General features: G+C 42.0%; 26 protein-coding genes and 2 pseudogenes. 19 read left to right on the forward strand and 9 right to left on the reverse strand.

The window, feature by feature from the left end:
- Positions 1-161: 161 nt before the first annotated feature.
- Positions 162-1,250, forward strand: coding sequence for a CotH kinase family protein (locus tag M1K46_RS20800; RefSeq protein ID WP_256227531.1), 1,089 nt, complete (start codon positions 162-164; stop codon positions 1,248-1,250).
- A 39-nt stretch (positions 1,251-1,289) separates the two neighbouring features.
- On the opposite strand, the gene M1K46_RS20805 is transcribed toward M1K46_RS20800, so the two are convergent.
- Both M1K46_RS20805 and M1K46_RS20810 read right to left on the reverse strand, forming a co-directional pair.
- Positions 1,290-3,113, reverse strand: a complete 1,824-nt coding sequence (locus M1K46_RS20805) for an anti-sigma-I factor RsgI family protein (protein WP_256227532.1) — start codon at positions 3,111-3,113, stop codon at positions 1,290-1,292.
- A gap of 13 nt (positions 3,114-3,126) precedes the next feature.
- The gene (locus M1K46_RS20810; RefSeq protein WP_062233320.1) at positions 3,127-3,549 is read right to left on the reverse strand and encodes a hypothetical protein; all 423 of its coding nucleotides are present in this window, start codon (positions 3,547-3,549) and stop codon (positions 3,127-3,129) included.
- 312 nt (positions 3,550-3,861) lie between these two features.
- Between M1K46_RS20810 and M1K46_RS20815 the strand changes: the two genes are divergently transcribed.
- From M1K46_RS20815 to M1K46_RS20840, 6 genes are all read left to right on the forward strand, one after another.
- Positions 3,862-5,523 carry a serine hydrolase domain-containing protein gene (locus tag M1K46_RS20815; protein ID WP_256227533.1) on the forward strand — a complete coding sequence of 554 codons (1,662 nt, stop codon included), beginning with the start codon at positions 3,862-3,864 and terminating at the stop codon, positions 5,521-5,523.
- 251 nt (positions 5,524-5,774) lie between these two features.
- Entirely contained in the window at positions 5,775-6,191 is a 417-nt protein-coding gene (locus M1K46_RS20820; RefSeq protein ID WP_256227534.1) for a MerR family transcriptional regulator, read from the forward strand.
- A gap of 135 nt (positions 6,192-6,326) precedes the next feature.
- Positions 6,327-6,626, forward strand: coding sequence for a hypothetical protein (locus M1K46_RS20825; protein WP_053357365.1), 300 nt, complete (start codon positions 6,327-6,329; stop codon positions 6,624-6,626).
- A gap of 81 nt (positions 6,627-6,707) precedes the next feature.
- Positions 6,708-7,253 carry a flavodoxin family protein gene (locus tag M1K46_RS20830; RefSeq protein WP_091003474.1) on the forward strand — a complete coding sequence of 182 codons (546 nt, stop codon included), beginning with the start codon at positions 6,708-6,710 and terminating at the stop codon, positions 7,251-7,253.
- A gap of 205 nt (positions 7,254-7,458) precedes the next feature.
- On the forward strand, positions 7,459-8,214 hold the full coding sequence (locus M1K46_RS20835) for a DeoR/GlpR family DNA-binding transcription regulator (protein ID WP_091003478.1): 756 nt from the start codon (positions 7,459-7,461) through the stop codon (positions 8,212-8,214).
- Positions 8,215-8,226: 12 nt separating this feature from the next.
- On the forward strand, positions 8,227-9,090 hold the full coding sequence (locus M1K46_RS20840) for a Cof-type HAD-IIB family hydrolase (protein ID WP_256227535.1): 864 nt from the start codon (positions 8,227-8,229) through the stop codon (positions 9,088-9,090).
- A 70-nt stretch (positions 9,091-9,160) separates the two neighbouring features.
- Here the strand turns inward: M1K46_RS20840 and M1K46_RS20845 are convergent, their stop codons facing one another.
- Together M1K46_RS20845 and M1K46_RS20850 are read right to left on the reverse strand one after the other, a co-directional pair.
- The gene (locus tag M1K46_RS20845; RefSeq protein ID WP_053357369.1) at positions 9,161-10,006 is read right to left on the reverse strand and encodes a YitT family protein; all 846 of its coding nucleotides are present in this window, start codon (positions 10,004-10,006) and stop codon (positions 9,161-9,163) included.
- 240 nt (positions 10,007-10,246) lie between these two features.
- The gene (locus M1K46_RS20850; protein ID WP_082683385.1) at positions 10,247-10,474 is read right to left on the reverse strand and encodes a CotD family spore coat protein; all 228 of its coding nucleotides are present in this window, start codon (positions 10,472-10,474) and stop codon (positions 10,247-10,249) included.
- A 139-nt stretch (positions 10,475-10,613) separates the two neighbouring features.
- Here M1K46_RS20850 and M1K46_RS20855 point away from each other — a divergent pair, with 139 nt between their 5' ends.
- The 4 genes from M1K46_RS20855 to M1K46_RS20870 all read left to right on the forward strand — a co-directional run bounded on the left by M1K46_RS20855 (position 10,614) and on the right by M1K46_RS20870 (position 13,205).
- Positions 10,614-10,883, forward strand: coding sequence for a hypothetical protein (locus tag M1K46_RS20855; protein WP_053357370.1), 270 nt, complete (start codon positions 10,614-10,616; stop codon positions 10,881-10,883).
- A 132-nt stretch (positions 10,884-11,015) separates the two neighbouring features.
- Complete coding sequence (locus M1K46_RS20860; RefSeq protein WP_256227536.1) at positions 11,016-12,101, forward strand: polysaccharide deacetylase family protein; 1,086 nt, start codon at positions 11,016-11,018, stop codon at positions 12,099-12,101.
- A 115-nt stretch (positions 12,102-12,216) separates the two neighbouring features.
- Entirely contained in the window at positions 12,217-12,813 is a 597-nt protein-coding gene (locus M1K46_RS20865; RefSeq protein WP_256227537.1) for an SDR family NAD(P)-dependent oxidoreductase, read from the forward strand.
- Between the two features lie 86 nt (positions 12,814-12,899).
- On the forward strand, positions 12,900-13,205 hold the full coding sequence (locus tag M1K46_RS20870; RefSeq protein WP_091003493.1) for an ArsR/SmtB family transcription factor: 306 nt from the start codon (positions 12,900-12,902) through the stop codon (positions 13,203-13,205).
- Between the two features lie 71 nt (positions 13,206-13,276).
- On the opposite strand, the gene M1K46_RS20875 is transcribed toward M1K46_RS20870, so the two are convergent.
- Positions 13,277-13,423 carry a hypothetical protein gene (locus M1K46_RS20875; protein WP_156418878.1) on the reverse strand — a complete coding sequence of 49 codons (147 nt, stop codon included), beginning with the start codon at positions 13,421-13,423 and terminating at the stop codon, positions 13,277-13,279.
- A 121-nt stretch (positions 13,424-13,544) separates the two neighbouring features.
- Positions 13,545-13,931: a hypothetical protein gene (locus M1K46_RS20880; RefSeq protein ID WP_256227538.1), complete on the reverse strand. Its 387-nt coding sequence runs from the start codon at positions 13,929-13,931 to the stop codon at positions 13,545-13,547.
- Positions 13,932-14,375: 444 nt separating this feature from the next.
- Here M1K46_RS20880 and M1K46_RS20885 point away from each other — a divergent pair, with 444 nt between their 5' ends.
- Both M1K46_RS20885 and M1K46_RS20890 read left to right on the forward strand, forming a co-directional pair.
- Positions 14,376-16,232: a PAS domain-containing sensor histidine kinase gene (locus M1K46_RS20885; protein ID WP_256227539.1), complete on the forward strand. Its 1,857-nt coding sequence runs from the start codon at positions 14,376-14,378 to the stop codon at positions 16,230-16,232.
- Positions 16,233-16,383: 151 nt separating this feature from the next.
- The gene (locus M1K46_RS20890) at positions 16,384-16,851 is read left to right on the forward strand and encodes a hypothetical protein (RefSeq protein WP_256227540.1); all 468 of its coding nucleotides are present in this window, start codon (positions 16,384-16,386) and stop codon (positions 16,849-16,851) included.
- A 43-nt stretch (positions 16,852-16,894) separates the two neighbouring features.
- On the opposite strand, the gene M1K46_RS20895 is transcribed toward M1K46_RS20890, so the two are convergent.
- A complete protein-coding gene (locus tag M1K46_RS20895) occupies positions 16,895-17,863 on the reverse strand; it encodes a quinone oxidoreductase family protein (protein ID WP_053357376.1) in 969 nt (322 codons plus the stop codon).
- A 167-nt stretch (positions 17,864-18,030) separates the two neighbouring features.
- On the opposite strand from M1K46_RS20895, the gene M1K46_RS20900 reads away from it, so the two are divergent.
- Complete coding sequence (locus M1K46_RS20900) at positions 18,031-18,348, forward strand: c-type cytochrome (RefSeq protein WP_062233349.1); 318 nt, start codon at positions 18,031-18,033, stop codon at positions 18,346-18,348.
- Between the two features lie 61 nt (positions 18,349-18,409).
- Here the strand turns inward: M1K46_RS20900 and M1K46_RS20905 are convergent, their stop codons facing one another.
- Positions 18,410-19,315 (reverse strand): DMT family transporter, encoded by a 906-nt coding sequence (locus M1K46_RS20905; RefSeq protein WP_256227541.1) that lies wholly within the window; start codon positions 19,313-19,315, stop codon positions 18,410-18,412.
- 205 nt (positions 19,316-19,520) lie between these two features.
- On the opposite strand from M1K46_RS20905, the gene M1K46_RS20910 reads away from it, so the two are divergent.
- Positions 19,521-20,690: a glycosyl hydrolase family 18 protein gene (locus tag M1K46_RS20910; protein ID WP_256227542.1), complete on the forward strand. Its 1,170-nt coding sequence runs from the start codon at positions 19,521-19,523 to the stop codon at positions 20,688-20,690.
- An 883-nt stretch (positions 20,691-21,573) separates the two neighbouring features.
- On the opposite strand, the gene M1K46_RS25905 is transcribed toward M1K46_RS20910, so the two are convergent.
- Positions 21,574-21,681 (reverse strand): zinc-binding dehydrogenase, encoded by a 108-nt coding sequence (locus tag M1K46_RS25905; RefSeq protein ID WP_375162230.1) that lies wholly within the window; start codon positions 21,679-21,681, stop codon positions 21,574-21,576.
- On the opposite strand from M1K46_RS25905, the gene M1K46_RS20915 reads away from it, so the two are divergent.
- From M1K46_RS20915 to M1K46_RS20930, 4 genes and pseudogenes are all read left to right on the forward strand, one after another.
- Entirely contained in the window at positions 21,641-22,288 is a 648-nt protein-coding gene (locus tag M1K46_RS20915; RefSeq protein ID WP_256227543.1) for an FGGY-family carbohydrate kinase, read from the forward strand. The two genes, M1K46_RS25905 and M1K46_RS20915, sit on opposite strands and share 41 nt — an antisense overlap.
- Before the next feature lie 211 nt (positions 22,289-22,499).
- A pseudogene (locus M1K46_RS20920) lies at positions 22,500-22,850 on the forward strand (TetR/AcrR family transcriptional regulator); the annotation flags it as partial.
- Between the two features lie 178 nt (positions 22,851-23,028).
- Positions 23,029-23,712, forward strand: a complete 684-nt coding sequence (locus M1K46_RS20925) for an alpha/beta fold hydrolase (protein ID WP_256227544.1) — start codon at positions 23,029-23,031, stop codon at positions 23,710-23,712.
- 120 nt (positions 23,713-23,832) lie between these two features.
- Positions 23,833-24,468, forward strand: a pseudogene (locus M1K46_RS20930) (alpha/beta fold hydrolase); the annotation flags it as partial.
- Positions 24,469-24,632 lie beyond the last annotated feature (164 nt).

Consider the following 24,632-nt stretch of genomic DNA (forward strand, 5'->3'; position numbering starts at 1 on the left):
AGAAGATAACTGAGCAATCTCTTTTCAAACATAGTGTACGTTGATTTTTAATTAGTGCTTGGGCGTTAGTAGAATTCACCAGCCCCATTTTCACCTTGGAATGTAGCGCATGCATTCTCTTCATCATAGAGATAAGTATCAACGATGGGGAGAATGAAGAAATGCAAAATAACGCTATACCGGAGTACAATATTTCTGTTCCCTTTAAGGGAGTAAAATGGATTCAGAAAGGAAAATGGGCAAACGAGGCTGTTGCTGGTGTCATTAAAGCAGGGGATAAACCATATGAAATGCTGATTAAGTACAGAGGTGCCCATATCCGCTCATTTCCAAAAAAATCCTATGATCTTTTGTTTATGGAATCTCAATCCTTTTTTGGAGCAAGAAGGATTCATTTGAATGCAGAATACAATGACCCGTCTCTCATAAGAAATAAGCTTTCTTTGGATTTTTTTCGTGATATCGGGGTCCTGTCACCTGAAGCACAGCACGTTACATTGTATATTAATGGGCTTTATCAAGGAGTTTATCTTCAGCTTGAGTCAGTTGATCAGAAATTCTTAAAGAAACGGGGATTGCCGGCAGGAAGTATTTATTATGCGATCTCTGAAAACGCAAACTTTTCGAAGTATAATCCGACGACTGGAAAAGAAAAGAGATCAGTAACAGCAGGTTATGAAATAAAATTTGATCCGAACAAATCGTTCAAAAGCCTCCGTGAACTTATGCATTGTATTCTAAATTCATCTGAAAAAGAGTTTCCTTCGCGAATTGAACCCATCCTGGATATCGATCAATATTTCAGGTGGCTTGCAGGTGCGGTCTGTACACAAAATTTTGACGGCTTCATCCATAATTATGCGTTATATAAAAATGGAGAGAACAAACGCTTTGAAATCCTGCCTTGGGATTATGATGCAACTTGGGGAAGAGACATCCACGGTGATGTCATGGGAAATAAATATGTACCGATTGAAGGCTATAACACACTGACAGCACGGCTCTTGCTTCATAAGCCTTATAAACGCCAGTATAAAAGGGTCATGGAAGAGGTACTGGACGATGCCTTTACTTGCAGGGCTTTGGAACAAAAAATCCTTGCTTTACACCAGTCCTTGCGGCCGCATCTCGTGAAAGACCCATATAAACACCGGTCTTTGTCCATTTTTGATGAAGAGCCGGAATTTATTCTAGCCTTCATCAAAAACAGAAATAATTATTTAAAGAAACGGCTTACGCGTCTGCAATAAAAAAATCCTGCTGAACAATAATGTTCAGACAGGATTTTTTTAAGCAGCAGCCTCAGTGACGGGAGGGGCTGCCGTTTCAGCTGATTCTTGATTTAGAGTTTCATCGCTATGCTCTGAAGTTTCAGCATCTGCAGGCGGTTCTTCTTGAACGGCTGGTGGATTAGCTGGAGCTAAGCTGTTATCTTGTTCCGCAGCTGGTGTTTCCGTTGCTGCATGCTGTTCTTCTTGAACAGCGGTATCTGTATCCTTTATTGCAGGTGCTGTTTCATGAGTATCGGCCTCTGGTGAAGAAGTTACTTCCTCAGCTGAAGAAGATGGCTCATTTTGATTGTCTTTTTGCTCTGCTTCTTGGGCTGGCGCTCTGTAAGCGGATAAGCCTGATGCTGCATAAGACTGGACAGCGTTTGCAGGTTCTGCGGCAGGTTCAGAATCATGATTCGGGTGCGCTGACTCTTGATGGTCATTGGCTGAGTCAGTACCCCTGTTTTCGCCTTTATCACATTGAACTTCCGGTTTAGGTTCTTCTTTAGGAAGACCGGCAGCTGGAGGAAACTCAGCTTTTGTCTCTTTAGGTACCGCTGGTAAAGGAAAATCAATTTTTCTCACCTTGGGTACGTCCGCTGGAGGTGTTGTGTTTTTGGTTCCCTCTTTTTCCCTTGCCGGGACTGTAACAGGGGCAGGATCTTTATCTTCGGTGACCGACTTGCTGTTCTCTTTTTCAGGTGCTGCAGGAATAACATCCGGCTTAGAGTTTGCAGCAGGCACTGGAACAGTAAGTTTGGAAGATTCTACGGCAGGTGCAAATGGTTTGGCAGGCTCAGGTGCTGCCGGTGCCGTTACTTGCTGCTCAGCTGGTGCAGAAACATTTCCTGCAGAAGGATCTGGCGTGCTGATTGCTGCCGGTGTCTGATTTTGATCTGAACTTCCACCAGATGCAGCAGCTGGAAGGCTTGCAGCCGTTGCTGGTACTGGAACTTTTACTATGTTTGGAGCAGCTGCAATGGTAATGGAATTCGCATAGACCGGCTCAGCATTCTCTTTCGCTTGTCCTGCAATCGTTTCAATATGAACAAAAACTGAAACATGGTGATACTCACGAGATTGTGCTGTAGAAAGAAGATCACTGATCGGTCCTACCGCTTCTGACAGTTCCTGAATGCTTTTTTGCTTGATATCCGCTTTTGTAATCTCGATTCCTGCTTCTTTTGCAGCGATGAAGATCGCATATTTCCCTGGTGAAACGCCAATTTTCTTAGCGCGTTTCCGTTCTTGGTTTGACATGATTAATGAAGTCATGTCAATTTTATTTTCCTGCGCTTTTTTTTCCATCAAAGAATTGATTTTTTGTTCGATCTTTCGCTGTGTTTCTTTTGAAACATCTTTATTGATCGTGGTCGTGACGATTACTTCCTGATTGGGTTTAATAAAGCCTTTTGCTCTGCAGATCTCGAATATTTTTTCGGTAACCTCTTCTATCGGCTGGTTCTGCCAATCTTCAAGAATAGCAAGAAGCTTTTTCCCGTCCGAATTATAAGCAGTGATATTTTGAACGAGCATGTCACCATCAATTTCAAGCTCGATGCTCGGATTCATTTCAATTCCTACATACGCGTAAACCCCTTGTCCTGTATAAGGAGAAAATTGAAAAAATAACAAAATGAAGGTCATCATAAACACTGTCGTTGTTTTCCAGCTAATTGTGGGAAGCCGGAACGTCCGTTGTTTTTCCAGTTCGTTTGGTAAGTAAATATCACTGCCTACTGTATATTGCCTATTTGAAATTTTAACTTTACGAAATATTCCGCCCTCTGACAGAACGATCAAATGGCGACGTTTTACTTCTACCACAATTCCCTTAGTCATCGAAAGGGGCCTCCTATTCTGGCAAATAGCCTTTAAGATAATGATAGTCTTCAATCACAATAAGAGCCGTAGCGATAATATAGGGGGCATATCGAGTGATGCTCTTCTTTTGAAAATTTTTTAAAAGCTGGGAGGTTGGCAGACTTTTTTTATTAAGAAAAAATGATCGCAGTTCGATGTCGTTAGCTATATATGAGGCGATGATGAAGGCTTCTTTTCTTCTATTCTTGGTTTGGGGTGTCCATTTCGGCATCTGGCATATATCAATCCCAAATTGCAAAAGCCTGCTTTTATAGTGTTCAACTTCTTTGTCAGGTGAAATGGTTTTGGGCTCAAGACAAGCTGCCGCTGAAGATCTGGTAGCTATGGGATTGGCATTATCCGGCAATGTGTATGTATTTGAAATGAATATCCTTCTTTTAAGCCAGCTGATCATAAACCACCCTCCATTTCTCCATTCTTAACATTTGTTGTTCTCGTCTATAAACATATATTTAGAAAATATTAACTATCAGATTATAGTATGGAAACCATGAAAATAACAGGTACAATAGTCATACTTTGTTGATTTGTGAGGGGGAATAAAGTCTAATGTTTTTAGTAGATTAAAAGGCTATTAAACAAGAAAGTTATGGGAAAATAGGAAATGGAAAAATATAGATCAGGACCTTCGCGGTATGGCTTTTTTAGTATTACGTTGCTACCCTTTATTTAAAGAAGTGAATATTCTGAAAATGGAGGATTTACAATGTTAAGAAGATGGAAACAGCCAGCAGCAGTTCTGTTGGGAATCAATCTTGCTCTATCTGCAGGGGTGCCTGTAATGGCTAAGGAACAAAGTGCAAAGCACGATCATCAGCAAAATGACTGGAACCATCCTGGCCCTTCTTCACCAGTCATCCATAACGGAACTCCGAGAAGTGCAGGGCTTCACCCAGAATCGTTAAACATCATCGATGCGACCATGAACAAAGCGATGGAAACGAAGATGCTGCCTGGCGGAGTTGTATTGGTTGCCAGAAAAGGGGCGATTGCTAAATGGGATGCTTACGGCTATGCCGCCCGCTATACCGATGATAAATTCACAGAAATGGAACATCCGGTTTCAATGACAAGGAATACAATTTTTGATCTTGCATCCATCAGTAAAATTTTCACGACCACAGCCGCTATGAAATTGTATGAACAAGGGAAATTCAAATTGGATGACCGTGTGGCTGATTATATTCCTGAGTTCAAGGAAAATGGAAAAGAAAACGTGACCATCCGGCAGCTTCTTACTCATACTTCGGGATTTGAGCCGTTCATTCCATTATATAAGATGGGAAGCAACAGAGAGGACCGTCTCCATATTGCGCTGACGCATCCTTTAAAGAATGCGCCCGGTACAACCTATACATACAGTGATTTGAATATGATCACCCTGGGCGTTCTTGTGGAAAAGCTATCAGGGAAACGATTGGATCAATACGTAAAAGAAGTGATCACAGACCCGCTGGTAATGAGGGACACGATGTACAATCCTCCTGCATATTTAAAACACCGGATTGCCGCCACCGAATATGAACCTTATATTAACCGGGGAATTGTGTGGGGTGAGGTGCATGATGAAAATGCATGGTCACTTGATGGTGTTGCTGGCCATGCTGGCGTCTTTTCCACAGCACATGACTTGGCTGTGTTTGCTCATATGATTCTGCAAAAAGGAAAATATGGACATAAGACCATCCTAAAGCCATCTACTGTCGAACTGCTTGAAGAAAATCAGCTTCCGCAGTTTCCCGCTGATTCACATGGACTAGGCTGGGAACTGGATCAAGGCTGGTACATGGATGCTCTTTCTGACGCTACCACCCTTGGGCATACTGGTTTTACTGGAACAACAATGGTCGTCAGCCCGAAAAACAAAATGATTGTGCTGACCCTGACTAACAGGGTACATCCGACGAGAAACACACCATCGTTGAATCTTGTCCGCAGGGAAGTGGCACGTTCAGCCGCTGACTCCATTTCAATTCCATTAAAAGGCAACGAAAAAGCGTGGTTTGCCGGCTATGGTGACTCCCTTTCCCGTCCACTAGTTTATGAACTAAGCGAACCGGCAGCAAGCATAAGCTTCCAGACCTGGTATGAGATTGAAAAGGGAAGCGACAACGGAATTGTTGAAGCATCGGCAGACGGTGTTACTTGGCAGAAGTCAGAAACGACATATACAGGCAAAAGCGTCGGATGGAAACAGCAGACTGCAGTTCTTCCATCGAACAGCAAATTTGTCCGTTTTCTCTATAAAACAGATGCTTCTGTCAATGGCCGAGGCTGGTATGTGAAAGATCTAAAAGCTATGAGCAGCTCTGACAGAGAAATTCACAGCAAAATTACAGAAAACCAATGGTCACAGCGAAACTATTAATAGAATTAAAAGAAGAACCGCCCTTTTTTGGCGGTTCTTTAGTTGTTGCGGGGGATTGGCAGTTTGTGGTGAGGGATTTGAGCGGAAACAGATGTTTATTGAGCCTTAATCGGCGTGAATTGATCCGTTGAAAATTCGAACTATTTACTCGTGCTCTGCGGCGCCTTCCCACTTCAGAAGTCCAGCAGGCAACAAGTTACGTTGACGTCAACGTAACACAAAATGTATACTTTTTTAAGGGAGTGATACGGGTGAACTGGATTAAGATCGACGAAGTTGCAAAGATTACCGGGATTACCAAAAGGGCAATCCGCTATTATGAGGAGATTGGGCTCATACAGCAGCCAGAACGCAGTGACGGACAGGTCCGTTTATACACTGAAAAGGATGTTCAGCAGATAAAAAGAGTAGTTGATGCGAAAGAAGTGCTAGGGTTTTCTTTACAGGAGCTTCAGCATTTTCTAAGCATTAAAGAACGCATATTGGAACATAAAGAACAGTACGAAACGTCAAGGGACAAGACCTTTCAGCAGTCTGAATTAGAGGAGATTGCAGTCGGGCTTATAGAACAGCGGGATATGCTTAAGGAAAAAATGGAAAAGATGAAGTCCTTCCAGGATGAATTGAAAGATTTAAACCAAAAAGTCGAAAGCCTTCTGAATGTCTAGCTTGGGGTGCCAGGCACCGCCATTACACACTTGTGTAATCGTGGTGCCTGGCACCTCACTTTTTTAAAATTGCCTTTTAAATCCTTTCAGCTATGGTGATACTGTAGGTACTTTAATAAAAGAGAGGAACTCTTAATGGAAGTATTTCCAGTTATTCATACAAATTTCTGGGACGGAGTATTGGCTGTCCCGATTGTTCTTATCCTGACGCAGCTGATTAAACTGTTTACACCTGTACCGCGGGCGTTCATTCCCACGACAGCGCTTTTAATCGGCCTTTTGCTTTCCATCCTGTACAGCCACCGCCACCATCTGATCGCTGGAATCTTTATGGGCTTTTTTTACGGCTATGCTGCCATTGGAAGCTATGCGGCTTCCAGAAACTCGTGGTGTGCATTCAAAGCGAAATTGCGTAAAAAAGAGCATTTCCGCTGATCGGGAAGTCCAGTTGCTGGGCAGAAAGATTAGTTCTCTTGTATGATACAGGAAGAAACTATTTATTTAGGTGGGATTGGAATGAAGATTGCAGCAATCATAGGAAGCTCCAGAACGGATGGAAACACCCAACAGTTGACGGAAATGGCGCTGGAAGGTATAGAATACACACCGATCATTTTAAAAGAAAAGCAGATTACGCCTATTGATGATTTGAGGCACGCGGATGGCGGTTTTCAGCCGGTTGCAGATGACTATGACCGGGTGATCGATATGGTGCTTGAGCATGATATTCTGATCTTTGCCACCCCGGTATATTGGTATGGCATGTCAGGACTTATGAAAAACTTTGTAGATCGCTGGTCACAGAGCCTTCGGGACAGCCGTTTTGAATTTAAAAGGAAAATGAGCCAAAAGAAAGCCTATGTGGTCACGTGTGGCGGCGATCAGCCAAAGATTAAGGCATTGCCGCTGATCCAGCAATTTCAGCATATTTTTGATTTTATGGGAATGTCTTTTCAGGAATATATTATCGGAACAGCCAACGCACCCCATGACATTTTAAAAGATGAACAAGCGATTGCAGAAGCCAAGCGTTGGAATGAAACGTTTTCTTCTCTTAAATAAAGGCTTTGTTAAAGCATATTGTTGATTTTTTTTCATAATGGGCCTCGCATACTGATGCTTAAAAGAGACCCTCAAGTCTTTTTCCCCAACTAAGCAAAAGTGAGGTTTTTTGCCCGCTTTTGCTTATTTTTTATGAAATTCTGCATATAATATTGCGAAAATACTTAAGTTTACTTATAATTACTTAGCGAGGGGTGAAAAAGGCATGTATCAGGATGAACGGATGGAAGCAATTGTTAACTATATAAAGCAGCATGACCGGGTAGATGTGGAAACCATCTGCAAAATGAATAACGTATCCCGTGATACAGCCAGAAGAGACTTGGTGAAGCTTGAAGAGGAAGGGAAGATCGTCCGAACGAGGGGCGGTGCTAAATTTCCGACCTTTTATCATGAAGTGTTTAACTATGACCAGCGCCTGAAAAAGGATTCTGATGCAAAAAAGCGAATTGGCAGCTTTGCAGCTGGATTGATTCAGGATGGAGATCATCTGCTTCTGGATGTATCTACAACTGTACAGTTTTTGGCTGAGAACCTGAAAACAGAGCGGAATGTTGTCGTAACCAACTCTATCGACATTGCTGGAATCTTGTCACGTAAAGAAAAGGTATCGATCCATCTGCTTGGAGGATTGCTGAACAATGAACACCGGTCGATTTATGGAGCAAGAACGATCCAGCATCTGTCGGACTTCAGAGTCAACAAGCTCTTTCTTGGAGCCTGTGGCATCTCATCTAACGGGCTGACCATACCTTTTGAGGAAGAAGGCTTTTTATTGAAGGAAATGATAAAGCGTTCTGATCAAGTCATCGTACTGGCTGATTCTACGAAATTTAATCGCAGTTACTTTCAGAAGGTATGCGGGTTGGAGGATATTGACATTTTAGTTACAGATCAGGAAATGGATTCACATTTAACCACAATATTAGAGCAGTATGAGGTAGAAACGATCATTCTGTAAGAGGAGGAAAACATGAAATTAATCGCAATTGATTTGGATGGAACACTATTGATGAAACAGGGGACGATCAGCAAAGAAAATGCTATGGCTATAAAAGAGGCTCAAGCCCAGGGGAATACAGTAGCGATCTGTACGGGACGTGCGGTGGAAGATGTACTGAATCTGCTCGAGAATGCCGGGCTCCAATGTCCTGTGATCGGGGCGAACGGAGCTGTACTCTATGATGAAGGGAAAATTGTACAATGCCATCCTCTGCAGAAAGAACATGCTTACCACATCCTTACCCAACTGGAGGACATGAACGTCTTTTACCATCTTCATACGAATAAGGGCATCTATACGCCTGATTTTGGCGAAAATGGAATCCAGGTTGAAATTGATATCGTAAAGTCAGCAAACCCAGAGATAAACTCAGAAGAATTGTGGAAAGCCGCTCAAGGATATCTGAAACAATTTGGGCAAATTTCGATTTCTTCCTTCCAATCCATATGGACAGAAGATCTGGTGATCAATAAAATTCTTCCGTTTTCTTATTCTTTAGAAAAGCTTGAGGAAATCCGTGAATCAGCTTCAGCATTTGAAGGGCTTTCCATTACGAGTTCAGCGGACCATAACCTTGAGATCAATCATGAAAATGCCAACAAGGGAAATGGATTAAAAGGGATGGCTGATCATCTTAGAATACCTTATCAAGATACTGTGGCCATTGGCGACAATATGAATGACTGGCCGATGATGAAGTTTGCGGGCACGAGTATTGCAATGGGCAACGCGCTGCCTGAAATTAAAGAAATCTGCCATTTTACTACATTGGAAAACGATGAGCATGGTGTAGCTCATGCCATCAGGGAATTTATTCTTAAACAAGCAGTATAAATACAAAAAAGGCCTGCCGGCGTAACCGCTTGGGCGTAACGGCAGACCTTTTTTAGCATGCAGACTTGAGTCAGGAGACCTCTGTCTTAGGAAATGTGAATCCTTCCCCGAAAACATCCCGAACATCATGGATGACCACAAATGCTTTTTCGTCTATGCGATGTACGATTTTTTTCAGTTCAAATAATTCCTGTTTATTAATGACTACATATAAAATTTCTTTCGATTCCTTCGTATAGCTGCCATGGGCGGAAAACACCGTTACACCTCTGTCCATGTCGTCGTTTACCTTTTTTGAGATCTCCTCGGCATGCTGAGAGATAATCGTGACAGCTTTTCGGGTATCAAAGCCTTCAATAATGTAATCGAGGACTTTTGTAGAGATATAGATAGAAATAACGGTGTACATGGTGTTTTGAGCCCCGATAACAAAATAGGAACTGAGCACAACCAACAGGTCAAATCCCAGCATGGCCCCACTGATGCTCCAGCCCAAATACTGATTTGCCATTCGCGCCAAAATGGTCGATCCTCCAGTCGTTCCGCCAGAACGAAGAACAAGTCCTAAACCAATTCCGATGAAAATACCGGCAAACACGGTACCAAGAATTGTATCCTTAACAGGTGTTCCTAATCCTTCTGTCATATGAAGGAAAACCGAGGTGAAAACAATGCAGAAAATCGTGTACAATGTCACTCTTTTGTTAAGGAGCTTGTACCCTATAATCAAAAGAATGCCGTTCATAATAAAGTTCGTATAACTTGGCGACCAGGAGAAGAGATAATACAAGATCATAGAAATACCGGTAACTCCGCCTTCTCCCAGTTCATTTGGGATAGCGAAACAGTTTACACCAAGCGCGAAAAAGAATGAGCCAATAATAATCAGGATCAACTCTTTCAAATAGCTTTTCATTTTAATCCCCCTTTCATTGACAATAAAAATTCATTCAAATAAACCAACCACAGGGGCTGGCTTTATTTTTGCGTCCATTTTACAGGGCTTGCAGGCCTGTAGGGCTGCAAGCCCTGCTTATACAAGAAATCAATATACCACGGCTTTACAGGAGTTTCAACATTTGTTCGTCTTTGTTTATGTTTTATGTAAAAAAGCCTGTATACCATTAACATTTGGTTACACAGGCCTTAAATGTGATCAGCAGCAAGGAGGTGCGCCGCATGAAATGTTTTGGTGATGCTCTTGGCAGGTTTGATATTCAGAGACAGGATACTCATGGACATGCTGGTACAGCATGTGATTCACATGCTGAATCTGAACAGGATGGACGTGAATAACCTCTTCAGTGTGATAATACTGCTGAACACAGCACTGTGTAGGGTGAACAACGACATGCGGACGATGACAGCCATAACCGTAATACATTAACGATCTCTCCTTTGTTTGAGATTAACAATTACTTCACTTTTCAATTTATGAAATTTTGCCGGAAACGGACAGGGTAGATGACTATAAAAAATGATTTAGGCATAAAAAAAAGGAAATAATGAGAACAGGTGATAATATGAAGCTTAATAAAAAAAGCAGAAAACTCTACAGCGATGCCATCGACAGCATGCAAGAAGGGCTTGAAGCCATGATTGATCTCTATAATGAAGCGGAAGAAGATATCCCTTTGATCAATTTTGAAAAGGGAGTGCAAGAGGAGATCGAGAAGGCGAAAAAGAAGTATGGTTCATCTTTTATAGACGGCAAGATCAATGCTATCGTAAAAGAAGTTTTGTCTTTTCTTCCTATTGATGAACCGCAGGCAGACCAAGTGAAAAAGGACTAGATGCATGATCTGTCATTCATCGAGGAAGTTCTTACTATTTTCATAAATTCTTCTATTTTTTTACCTTTTCTTACAAAAAAACCTTTATACTGAGAGAGTATAAAAGTTATGTAAAGATAAGGTGATGGAGCGGTGAGAGGATCTTTAGGGGAAGCAAGAAAAAGGGCCGGCAAAAGAGAAGCTGCGGTTGTATTAGTTTTGTCATTATTTACTTTGTTTGTGATTTTTGGAACATGGCATGTCAATAAAATAAAGGCAACCGCCGTGGTTGGGCAGTATCATAAAGAAGAAACTCAGAAGAAATCCTTTTCTCCAAAAACTTCGGCATCCCATACATCACAACAAAAAACTGCAAGTGAGAATAAGAGCCTGAAAAAAGTGAAAACATCCAGTTCGATTGCAGAGGTGGAAAAGAAATCAACCAGGCAGCCACCTTCCCAGCCATCCGCTTCAGAACAATCACCAAAAGAGAAATACAAGGTTGCAGCAAAACATCAACCAGCAGACAAATCTGTTCAAATATCACCTAGGAATGAGAACAAAGAACCAACCAAAGCTATTTCGCACCCTGCTATACATAAATCTATACCACCACAAAAAGAAGGTGCCGCCGAGCCGAAAACGGTCTATTTAACGTTTGATGATGGTCCATCCAATGTATCCGGAGGCCTCATGGACGTGCTCAGCAGCTATAATGCCAAAGCAACGTTCTTTATGCTGGAACCAAATATTTTAAGATTTCCGGAAGCGGTTAAACGGATGGATCAAGAAGGCCATGCTCTTGGGCTTCATGGTGTTACCCACGATCCAAAAAAGATTTACCGAACAAAAGAAACCGTGGTCCAGGAGATGGATCAAGATAATGCAGCGCTGCAAAAGGTGACAGGCAAAAAAACGGTCCTCATCCGGACTCCATATGGCAGCGCTCCTTATATGAAATCTCCTTATCAGAAAGCGGTAAAAGACCATGGTTACCAGCTGTGGGATTGGACGATCGACAGTATGGACTGGTCGTTTCGAAGCCCGAAATATGTGGAGAATTCCATAAACCAACTAAAGAAAATAGCTCATCGGAAAGAGCCTATCGTAATTCTTATGCACGAACGAAAAGAAACATTGGAGAGCCTTCCGAAGCTTCTGGAATATCTTCAGAAAAATGGCTACCAGTTCAAACGAATTGAACCTGACATGCAGCCAGTCACTTTCCATTGCAAATAATTTAAGAATTGGTGCCAGGCACCGCCTTTACACACTTGTGTAATCACGGTGCCTGGCACCAATTTTATTTTCGCTTCCTTGACACGGCGAGATATCTTAATTACATGTAAAGGACTTGTCTAAGTACAGTGAGGCAGAAGCATTATTTCAAGAACTGCAGCAACAGCAGATCACAGTCGACTTTTTAGTGAATAACGCTGGATATGGCTTATTTGGAGAATTTACGGAAACGGATCTACAGGATGAATTATCCATGATCGACATTAATATAAAAGCACTCACGACCCTAACTAAATTATTCCTCCCGGGAATGAAGCAGAGGAGGAATGGGAAAATATTAAATGTCGCTTCAACGGCCGCTTTTCAGCCAGGACCTTTAATGGCTGTATATTATGCAACAAAAGCCTGTGTTTTGTCATTTTCAGAAGCTCTCGAAAATGAAATGAAGGGCAATGGGGTGACCGTTACGGCATTATGTCCAGGTCCAACGAAAACAGGTTTTGAATCACGTGCAAATCTGGGACAGTCAAAGCTCTTTAAGAGCGGCGTAATGGATGTAGAACGTGTAGCTAACATTGGCTATGAAGGATTAATGAAAGGAAAATCCATCGTGATCCCTGGTTTTAAAAACAGGCTGCTCGCTAACTCCATCCGGTTTATACCGAGGAAGTGGGTAACGGCAACTGTGAGAAATGTCCAGGAAAAATCATGATCCACTTGAAAAAGAACAAGAAGTTATCTATCATGAGCATATATAGGTTTATGAGATTAAACAAATAGACGCAGAGGGGGATGGATATGGGACAGCAGGCAATAGATGTTTTTCGTTCCTGTATTCCGCTCTTGCAGGCATTAAGTGATCCCGCAAGACAAGATATTATTTTATTGCTTGCTCAGCATGACCGGCTGACGGTCAATGAAATTACAGAGCATTCTACTTTATCAAGACCGGCTATTTCTCACCATTTGAAGATTTTGAGGGACATACAGCTGGTGACGATTGAGCAAAAAGGAACACAGCGCTTCTATTCATTGGCACTTGAGCCTTCCATTGGCTTATTGAAGCAGCTGATTCATACCGTGGAGCGTACATGTGATCTTTAGCCCGCTTAAGATCCTTGTTTTTTGCATAAATAAGAACAAAACGTAAGAAAAACCCTTCGCTGAAGGGTTTTTTAGATATCAAAATTATTGCTTTGCTGTGTGCTGTCTGTATTACCCTGCTTGTCCCAAGCAATGAGTACGACATCCAATTCTTTCTCCATATGATCCAATTTAGCTTTTTGCTCACTCGTTAATTGCGCCAAATCAAACTGTTTCAATTCATCCACCTCCATCTCTAATAAAAGAGTTCCCTAGTGTATAACGTTTTATCCCGAATATGTAAAAGACCCCCTGTCCACTATGGGACAAGGGGTCTTTCATTATGGGAGCACTTGGACCTTAGTCTTCATAATCCCAATAATGTCCGTCATTCATATCACTTTGGACACTAAATACATCGCCTCTTGGACCGGAAGACCTCCAACTGCAATCATCATTGTCGTCCATGCTGCCCATGGTATTGCCCTGGTTGCCGCGGCACGCCAAACAATCTGCAATACACTGTTCTCTGTTCCTTCCAAACAAGGAACGGCATACGTTTTGGCAGAATCGACGGCATCTAGGCCGTGCTAGAGAAGGCTGCTGGTTATTCTCCATTGCACCCATCACCGGGCTTTCAGTGGACTGTCGTCCGCAGTTACAGTTCTGGACGACCTGGATCGGCCGCTGGTTTCGGTTCCGGTTTTGTTGAGCACCTTGTACAGGCATCTGTACAGAAAACGGCATTCTAGATGAACTGCTGCTGGAGCTAGAGCTAGAGCTGGAGCTAGAGCTAGAGCTAGAGCTAGAGCTAGAGCTAGAGCTAGAGCTAGAGCTAGAGCTAGAGCTAGAGCTAGAGCTAGAGCTAGAGCTGCTGGAACTGCTTGAAGATGATTCAAATCTCATTATTAATGAGCTTGAGCTGGACTCGCTTCGTCGACTTCTTCTTGAGGATTCACTTCTCCTGCGCTGGGATTCACTTCTTCTTGGCATTTATTTCACCCCTTTCGAGATACTGTATTCATTTCGTGTGTTGCTAGAAAGGGACAAGAACCTCTTTTACGAAAAAAAGGCGCTGTTAAGCACTTTTTTAAAAAAATAGGAATAAAGACAATTTATGTAAAAGAGAGATTATGCTATGATGGATGGAAAATAGAGAGAAATCTTATAAATTTAGTTAAGGTTGATTTTATGAAAATAATAGATAATAGCACTGGAACAGTTTCTTACAACTATAATGCAGAACATATTAAAAACCTCTTTGATGCTGTGGCAAGCGGTATTCTCATCCTTTCATCCTCAGCGATGATCGAGCATATCAATTCAGCTGCCTGTAAAATGCTGGGCCTTTCCGATGCTGACTTGGAGGGGCAGTCATACGATAACGCAAAATTTATGGCACTGGATGAATCGGGGTCTCCTCTTGATTTCTACAGCTATCCTTCTCAAATTACATTCAGGACAGGCGAGTCTGTAAAGGAAAGGATCATAGGTATCGTTTTATCCGATAAAATGTCATATAACTGGTATGTTGTAAGCACCAAACCTTTGTATATTGAAAAAGGAAGTCCTCGCCAAGTAGTAGTTACCATCACTCCTATCACAGGTAAAGGAGAGATTGAAGAAGCTCTTCGTAAAAGCGAAGAGAAGTTCAGGTCACTCGTAACTTCTATGGAGGATACGGTATTTACACTCGACAAGGACCTGGTTCACACTGGAATGTACGGAAAATGGATGAAGAAGCATAATATAAATCCAGATTTTTATATCGGCCGAAGTATACGCGAAGTATTCGGTGAGTTATCTTCAGGACATGAAGAAGTCTGCTATGAGGTTCTGAAAACAGGAACCTCCAAGTTTTTTGAATGGATCAGGTCAAGAGAGGGCAGTACATTTTATTATCAGGCACTGATCTCCCCGTTAAAAACCTTCGAGGGAAATGTCTATGGAATTGTTGGCGTCTCGCGTGATGTGACCGAGCAAAAACAGATGGAGCTTGGTTTGTTGGAGAGCGAAGAGCGTTTCCGCCAATTTGCTGAAAACGCGAATGATGTCTTCTGGATGAGAGATTCAGCTACATGCGATTATATTTACTTAAGCCCTTCTTTTAAAAAACTATGGGGACTGGATGTCAGTGATATTTTTGAAAAGCGGAAAACATTTTACGATACGGTATTTCCAGATGATATGGACCGGATATCTGACACATTTGAATCCGTCCCAGAAACTGAATATGAAATAGAGTATCGGATTGTCAAGCCGGATGGAGAAATAAGATGGGTACGCTCAAGAGCTTTTCCCATCTTCAATGAACAGGGAGCGGTCTGGAGGGTAGCTGGAATTGTAGAAGATATTACCGATTTAAGAGATAAAGAAGAGCTGCTGCGGAAATCTGATAAGCTGGCTGTTGTAGGAGAACTTGCAGCAGGTATCGCTCATGAGATTCGAAACCCGTTAACAAGCATTAAAGGTTTTATTCAGCTGATCAAACCAGACATTAGAGAACACATAAGCGAGATTATCCTCTCAGAACTGGACCGCATTGAATCGATTATTAATGAATTTCTAATACTTGCCAAGCCGCACAGCGATATGGACTATAAGTGGAATGACATCAATCAATTTATCCGGCAGACCATCGTTTTACTGGATTCGGAGGCAAACTTGAACAATGTCCAGTTTGATCCATGTCTTACCGAACATCTCCCTCTTGTGCGAAGCGAAGGAAACCAAATTAAACAAGTGCTGATTAATGTGATCAAAAATGCGATTGAAGCGATGTCACAAGGCGGAACGATTAAAATAAAAACATCCATGCAAAAAGAAGAATTTGTCTGCCTGACCATCCAGGATGAAGGGATCGGAATAAGCGAAGAAAGGCTTAATCGCCTTGGAGAACCCTTCTATTCCAATAAAGAAAAAGGAATTGGACTCGGTTTGATGGTCAGTTTGAAAATTATTGAAAATCATAAAGGAACCATTACATTCTCGAGTAAAATAAATGAAGGAACAACAGTAACCATCTTGCTGCCTGTCGCAAAAAAGTAGAGCAGCTGCAAAAGGATAGAGTAGTAAAAAGCATATTCTGAGAAGAATATGCTTTTTTGCTGTGTGAAAAAAAATCTCGCAGAATACTTAAAAAGGTTGTCACATAAGTTAAATGAGAGAGGTGAAATGATAGAGAAAAGGAGAAATGGCTGTGATCTGTTTATGTGAAGTTTTAAAAGAAGAAACATATCATGAGCGTATAGCGATTATAGAGGATAAACAAGAGATCATGAGGACCTTTGGCCTGGAAAATGAACAGTGGCTCCGCCTTTGGAATATTGATAATAGAATTTTAACATTGTGTTTTTCCTCCTTGGATCCCGAGTTTGACCGGTTTATTGTAGTGTACGATTATTCGCTGTTCTGCAAAGATCAGGACATAAAGCAAGCTATCATTTGGCATGAGATCGGCCATTCGCAATATCCTGTTTTGGAAGGGAGGATTGATCTGCATTCAGAAACGAAATGTGATGAACTGGCTTTTACGAAAGGATATAAATCAGGATTGGAAAAGTTTCTAAGACTAACTTACAAAATGGCAAAGACACTCAATAATCAATTGCTGCTATCCATGACGAAAGAACGGATGAAGGCATTGAATCTTTTATATAAATATTAAAAAGCGAGTGGAATCAACGAAATTGATCCACTCGCTTTTACATTTAAGGAATAAGCAGGAGTTTTCCTGTGCTTTTCCGGCTTTCCAGAAAACGGTGGGCTTCTTTACCATCTTCAAGCTTAAATGAAGTGGTTTCTGGTATCTTAACAGAGCCCGAACGAATCATATCAAACAACTGATGAGACCTGGACACCCTTTCTGAATGGGAGGTGATAACATTCCAGAGATCACCGCCTGTCAGTGTTTTTGAAGTGTCCATCAGCATTCGTGGATCAACCGGCAGTGGATCTCCGCCTGCCATTCCATAAAATACAGCCGTTCCGCCGATTCTTACCGCTTCAAAGCTATCCTTAAGGGTACTGCCTACAGAATCATAAATGACATCTGCTCCTTTATTTTCAGGAGAAACTTCTTTTACTTTACGCTTCCAGGCTTCATCATAAAGAAAAACATGATCGGCTCCAGCGGACAAAGCAGCTTCTTTCTTCGCCTCAGAAGATGTCAGCCCAATTACCGTTCCGCCCAGTGCCTTGGAAATTTGGATGAGAAGCTGGCCTACACCGCCTGCCGCAGCATGGACAACAAGAAGTGTTCCGGGTTTTACGGGATAGCTGTCACGAGTCAGGTATTGAGCTGTTAAGCCTTGCAGCAGCAGAGAGGACGCGGTTTCAAATGAAATGTCATCAGGCAAAGGAATCAGGTGATCCTCCGGTACAGCGACAAGTTCAGCATTAGCATACGGTACATCGGCAAAGGCCACCCTATCTCCAGGCATCACCCCATTTACCCCTTCTCCGATCCTTTCCACGATTCCAGCGCCTTCATAACCGGCAATATACGGAGGGGTGCCCTTCAAGTGATAGTTCCCTTTCCTCCGGTACACATCCGCAAAGTTAAGCCCGATCGCTTTCATGCGAACAAGTATTTCATTCTTTTGCAGCACTGGATTCGGAACGTCCTGATATTGTAAGACATCCGGTCCCCCAAATTCATTAAATGTTAAAGCCTTCATCGTTTGTATTCCTCATTTCAAGTAGTAGTCATACTATCATTGTAAACAAAATGGAGAAGTTTCACTAGAAAAGATAATTAAACAGGAAAAAGGTTTAAATCGTTAAATGTTGTGGAAACTGTGGTTGTAATGGAATATTTATCTATTTTACTTGGGAGGTCATTTGCATGATAAAAAAGATTACGTTCGTTTTAGGAATCGTTCTGGCTCTAACAGCCTGCTCCTCAGGCGGGGACAGCGGAGGAGGAAAAGGAGGCTCAATGGATACCGCTTCTGCGGAGAAAACGTTTAAACAAAACTGTGCCAGCTGCCACGGCAACAATCTTGAAGGCGGTACGGGGCCGGCTTTGAAAGACATCGGAAAAGAACATACCAAGGCGGAAATATTAAAGCAGATTAGAAACGGAGGTGGAGGTATGCCTGCTGGATTAATCCAGGGCAAGGAAGCGGAGAACGTTGCTCAATGGCTGGCCAAGAAAAAATAAAGGGAAAAAGAGGCTGAATTCATTCAATGGAATGGATCCTGCCTCTTTTTTATGCCTTTTTTCATGAAACGTTGGTGGTCTTCTGATGAAGGGATGCCGATGTTTTTTTGTCCTGCACAAGAACTGCAGCTGAGATAACCAGCAGAATACCGATGGTCTGCAAGAGAGTCAGTTCTTCCTTGAAAAGGAAGAACCCGGTGAGTGTAGCAACAACGGGCTCAATGGTTGAAACGATGGCAGCCCGGCTCGGTTCAACCTGTCGGAGTCCTACGGTGTAAAGGATATAGGCGAAGACAGTCGGAATAATTCCAAGTCCTGAAATATAAAGGAATACTTTTCCATTCTCGAGTAAATGTATGGATGTTGCCAGCCCGCTAACAGGAAACAGAGCCAGACCTGCAAAAATAAAAGTAAATGTCGTAATCGTAAGTGTATGGTATTTGGCAGATGCGGCTTTGCCAAAAATACTGTACAAAGAATAACCCAGTCCAGCTCCTAAACCCGTAAGAAGCCCGGACAAAGTAATGCCTGCCTTAGCAGATGGCATGTAGCCGACAACGAACAGACAGCCGAGGAACGTGACACCAAGAGCTGTTAATTTCTTTCCTGTGATCAAGTCATTGAAAAAGATACGCGACAAGATCAGTACAAATGCAGGTGCTGTATACAACAAGACGGCTGCAACGGACAGAGACATTTCTTCCATCGCTTTAAAATAGCACCAGTTAAAAAACGCGATACTGAGCAAGCCGGTCCCAATAAAATAATGAGTATCTCTTAATTTTATCCTTAGCAATGAGCGGTCCGTAAAAAGCGTGATGATGATAAACGCAATGGCCGCTCCTAATGCACGCAATACTACAATCTGAATCGGGGTAAACCCTAATGAAGACAGTTCCTTAATGAATATACCTATTGTTCCCCATAGAGCCGCACCGCTTGCAATCCATATATAGGGCCATTTCATTCATTGCCCACCTCGTTTCTCCTCATCTTTTTTCAAGCGTATCGCAATTCAACCTATTTTTGAAGACCCTGTATAGAATCGGCTGAAAAACAAAGAAGATGTATGATTGTCCGGACTTGCTGGACCCCTTCCAAAAATTGCTCCCTGTAACTTCGTATATCCGCCTTTTCAGAAAGGAAGCATAAGGAAAAAAGGAGGTACACCTTTGAAGAAAATTCTCGCAATAACATTTGCCCTAACGCTGACCCTGGCAGGCTGCGGCAGTATAAAGGGGCAAGAACAAGGTGCTGCTGATGCAGACAAGACAGGGAAAGAACACCCAAGGCTGCAGCAAGTAAAATACAATGGCAGCAAACAAAAAGATATAACACCGTCACAGACCATTCATAAAAAAACAAAAATCACGACCATTGGTTTTTTAGAGCCTGTTGACCAACGGGCTGCTGTCAAAGAAGTTAAAGATGTGGGCAGGCATTTATCATATGTTGCTTTTTTCAGCTATCGTGTAAAAGCTGACGGTAATTTAATCGGCATCAAGGATGATCAGGCACTGGCTGCTACAAGGAAACAAGGGGCCGTTCCGATGCTTGTGCTGACCAATTTTACAGAAGGGAATTTCTCTCCTGACGTAGCACATAAAATCTTTACGGACAAAACGGTATCCGAGCGATTAATCAAAAACGTTATCCAAACGATGAAAACAAAAGGATACAAAGCACTCAACATCGATTTTGAACACATCCGCGCTAAAGACAGAGATTTATACAACGGATTCCTTGAAACGATTTTGCCAAGAGTGAAAAAGGAAGGATTTATCACTTCAACGGCGCTTGCACCTAAAACGAGTGATGAACAGTCAGGACCGTGGCACGGTGCCCATGATTATAAAAGACATGGGGAGCTTGCGGACTTTGTTATTTTAATGACGTACGAATGGGGTTGGTCTGGAGGTCCGCCGATGGCTGTTTCTCCTGTTCCGCAAGTTCGCAAAGTTATCGATTATGCTGCCTCGGTCATCCCGCGCAAAAAAATCGTTATGGGCGCTCCGTTATATGGCTATGATTGGATACTTCCATATAAGAAGGGCAATCCTTTCGCCAAACGGATCGCTCCGCAGGAAGCCACGGAACTTGCCATCAAGGAAGGCGCAGACATTAAATACGACAACAAAGCTCATTCTCCATATTTTAACTACACAGACGACAAAGGTAAAAAACACGTGGTTTGGTTTGAGAACGAAGAAAGCGCTCAAGCAAAATTCAATCAGGTAAAATATTATAACCTTCGTGGAATTGCCTATTGGGTGCTTGGTGAACCGTTCCCTCATAACTGGAGCATGCTTGAAGATCAATTTAACGTAAGAAAGGCAAAATAAAAAATGCAGGGAGATTCTATTAGCCGGCAGTTCACCGGATAGGGTCTCTTTTTTATCTAATTAAAATGGACAAAAAAGCTTTTTCGCAGGAGAGAACTTGTATTATGAACGAGGGAAAATACCTGAAGCTGATCTCTCTTTAGGTAATGGTAAAAAATATTGGCATTGATCTACGGTAAAGGCCTTTTGTGAACAAGAAAAAAATCGATTGAAATCAATATAGACCAGGAAAGGAAGAAGAGGACCGCCAAGAAATATTAGAATGGAATGAATCCGCGGACGGTTGCACAACAGACTGATCAGAAAGCAAAGAACTCTTTCTGTCATTCTGCATGTGTCGCTTCGGCACTAAAGGGAGCGATAACCACGGTCTGTATGGCTGAAGCCTACATGCCGTAGGTTCCTGCTCTCTTTACGGCTGGCGCCGCCATACCGAACGATCCGGAATATACAAAAACGAAGATTAAGAGCCACAAGAGTAAAGAAAAAAGGGAACCAGGCTAACGCCTGCTTTGATTGGTCTTTTTCCCTTTTGCCTTCCGAATCGTACAAGCACGTAATCCGAACTAACCTTTCAGCAGCCGGAGCCTTCTAGGCTTCGCGAAATTATAAAATATTTTTATAAGTTAGTAAGAGAATACGAATCATTGCATCTGAAATAACAGGAAAAACTCGTCTTAAATCTTAAATTTAATAAGGGAAAAGCTTAGAAAAGAAGAATTGATGTCGTTAGATCTAATGAAAAAGGTAAAGGTAACTAGTATTAGTTATAACCTAGAACACCTTCCTTTCACTTTTTCATTAACCATAACTTAAACGTTAAGACGGCAAATTATTTTTACAATCCATAACTCTACTAATGCAAGGACTACACATACCAGTCTTATGATACTGTAATAACAATCTTTCCTACATGATTTCCGGCTTCAAGATAACTGTGTGCATCGATAATGTCTTCGAGTGATGCGAAGGTTCTATCGATTATAGGCATCTGGATGAGCGGACATTCGGCATCAGGTGGTTCTGTTGAGTGGTTGCGGCAAATCCTTGGAGAGGGAAAGCTAACCTATGAAGAGGTCAATAGCCTATTAAAAAAAGCTCCTAATGATCCCACCGGTATTATTTATTTTCCTTATTTATCGGGCAGCGGTGCGCCATATCCGAATCCAGATATGACAGCCGCTTTTATAGGCCTTATGAGGAAACATAACAAGTCTGATCTTTTAAAAGCGGTGTTAGAAGGTAATGCCTATCAAATGGAGATGATCCGTGAGGCAGCTGAAATCGCGACGGAAACACTGGTAAATGAAATGGTTGTGATAGGCGGTGGAGTTCATAATTCTCACTGGATTCAAGTGAAAGCGGATATATCAGAGATCGGCCTTATCCTTCCTAAGATACCTGAAGCGGCAATGAGGGGAGCAGCTTTGGTAGGGGCTACTGGGGAAGGGATTTATTCCTCATTAGAAGATGCGGGGTCACAAACAAGGACTGACTTAAAACGTACCATACGGCCCAATGATATACAGCATCGCATTTATGGCGGCCTTTATGAAAACAAATATAAGCCATTGCGGAGAATGTTAGAAAACGGTTGAATTCAAGGATCCAACTATCGTTTTAAGATGAAAGGACTCTATGAAAGTTTCTTGCCATTTAATTACCGAAATGCATTCAGATCCTGAATGGCTATGACAGTGGGAGGAAGTCTTTCAGGAAACGAAGGCTACATTTCGTCAGGCACAGTTTCAAGGATTCACCTGGAGGAATAAAATAATAACCATTTACTTGATGATGCAAAAGCGGAGAGCTGCCGCTCGCGAGACACCTAGTGAGCAACTTAAACACATTATCGAAGGAGCGATTGATAATATCCATCAAAGTCCAGAAGTCCATCGATTCTATCTGCACCTACAAACTCAGCCCGAGGCAGACGAAGAGTTGATTAAATACAGTAAACTACTTATTAAAGAAAACGCTAGAATGTTTGAAGTACAATGTAAAATGTTTGAAAGGCTGGGAGTAAAGCAGCCAAGGAAACGGTCGTTATATTTTTCATCCGTCCTACAAGGTATTATGTTCATGATATCTACCTATCCACAAGAGTTTCCGATAGAAGAAATAAAAAAACAGATCATTCAAGAATTTTGTTCCGCCTAAAAAGGTAAGTGAAAATATTAACTATAAAATAGATGAACCCTTCTTAATTTAAAAGGTCTTTGTTGCCAGGTTGGTTGTAGATCGCAGGCAATACTCACACCTTCGATGAAATATGCAGGTATGAAAATGAAATAAGTCGGGTTTAAAATGGCGAAGCCCACCCTAGGAGATGAGCGAGATGGAAACAAAGGTAAATGAAATTGAATTGAATGGACTCACTTTTCAATATCGAGAGAGTGGAAAACCTTCAGCACCGCCGCTTATTGCACTTCACGCGTTAGGAGAAAGCTCAGAATCATGGGATAAAACGGCGGCTGTATTAGGAGAAAAATACCACGTCTTAGCTTTAGATCAACGGGGGCACGGTGGGAGTGCGAGATCTAATACATACACCATTGAACTCATGTGCGAGGACTTGCTTCATTTTGCTAATGCCATGGATTTGGGGCAGTTTACACTAATGGGTCATTCAATGGGGGGAATAGTATCCTACCTATTCGCAGAAACATATCCGTCAAGAATAGAACGTTTGATTGTTGAAGACATTATTCCTCCTTTTGAAGATAAACCAAAAGAAATTCCTTCCAGGCGGTCTCATTCTCTACCGTTTGATTGGCTGGTTATTCCCTCGATACTAGGGCAACACAATGAACCCGAATGGTGGACACGTCTTACCGACATTACCATGCCGACTCTTATTATAGGTGGTGGATCTAGTAAAACTCCTCAAAACAAAATGCAAGAAGTTTCTGAGCTTATCCCGAATTGCGAATTGGTGATGATAGAAGGTGCGGGACACTTTGTTCACGATGATTATTTACCAGCCTTCTTAGCTGCCGTAAGAAGGTTTCTCAATACATGAGGCTTCGGATGCTTTCGATTTCCTAATTCCTATGTGTTAAAAAGAAAATATAGATCTTTATACTTAAAGTGAAATAATCTCATGATCACAGTCCTGATTTTTTGATCACGTGGTCATGGGCGTTCCGATGACTCGGGGAACGGATACGACTTCGATACCCTGGCAGACGATCTCGCTGCACTGATTGAATACTTGAATCTTCGAAATGTCACGCTTGTATGTCATTCTATGGGTGGTGGTGAAGTGATTCGATATCTAACACGTCATGGCAGCGATCGGGTGGACCTTGCCGTGCTTGTCGCTGCCATTGTGCCTTTTTTGATGAAAACAGAGGATAACCCGAACGGAGTGCCCAAGGAAGTTGCTGACATGGTGCGAGACACGTGGAAACGGGATTTCCCGACTTGGTTGATTCAGAATGAATTGCCGTACTTCAATCGTGCTGATACTTGCGCAATGGGTGACTGGACCCGGTGGGATATGTTGCAGACATCGCTAAAAGCAGTGATTGAGTGTAATAAGATTATCATCGAAACGGATTTTCGCGAGGAGATGCGGTCCATCACCGTACCTATACTCATTATCCACGGTGATAAAGATCGATCAATCCGGGTAGAAATCTCCGGTCAAAAATCAGCAATGCTGTTACCCAAGAACCGGTTTATTTTGTATAAAGATGCCCCGCATGGACTATACATCACACATTCAGACCGGCTAAATAATGACCTTTTAACATTTATTAAAGGTTTAAAATGATAATTAATTTAAAAAATAGTAAAAATTCCAATATTTATAAGGAAGAAATCTATCAACTGAAAATAATCACTAAGCAATCGTTGTAATGATCGGTTGATCTCTTGTAATAATTATTGTGTGCTCGTACTGTGCACAAAAACCCTTATTAGGTAGCCTTACAGTCC

This window comes from Fictibacillus sp. WQ 8-8 (genome assembly GCF_024494405.1).
Taxonomy (GTDB): domain Bacteria; phylum Bacillota; class Bacilli; order Bacillales; family Fictibacillaceae; genus Fictibacillus_C; species Fictibacillus_C marinisediminis.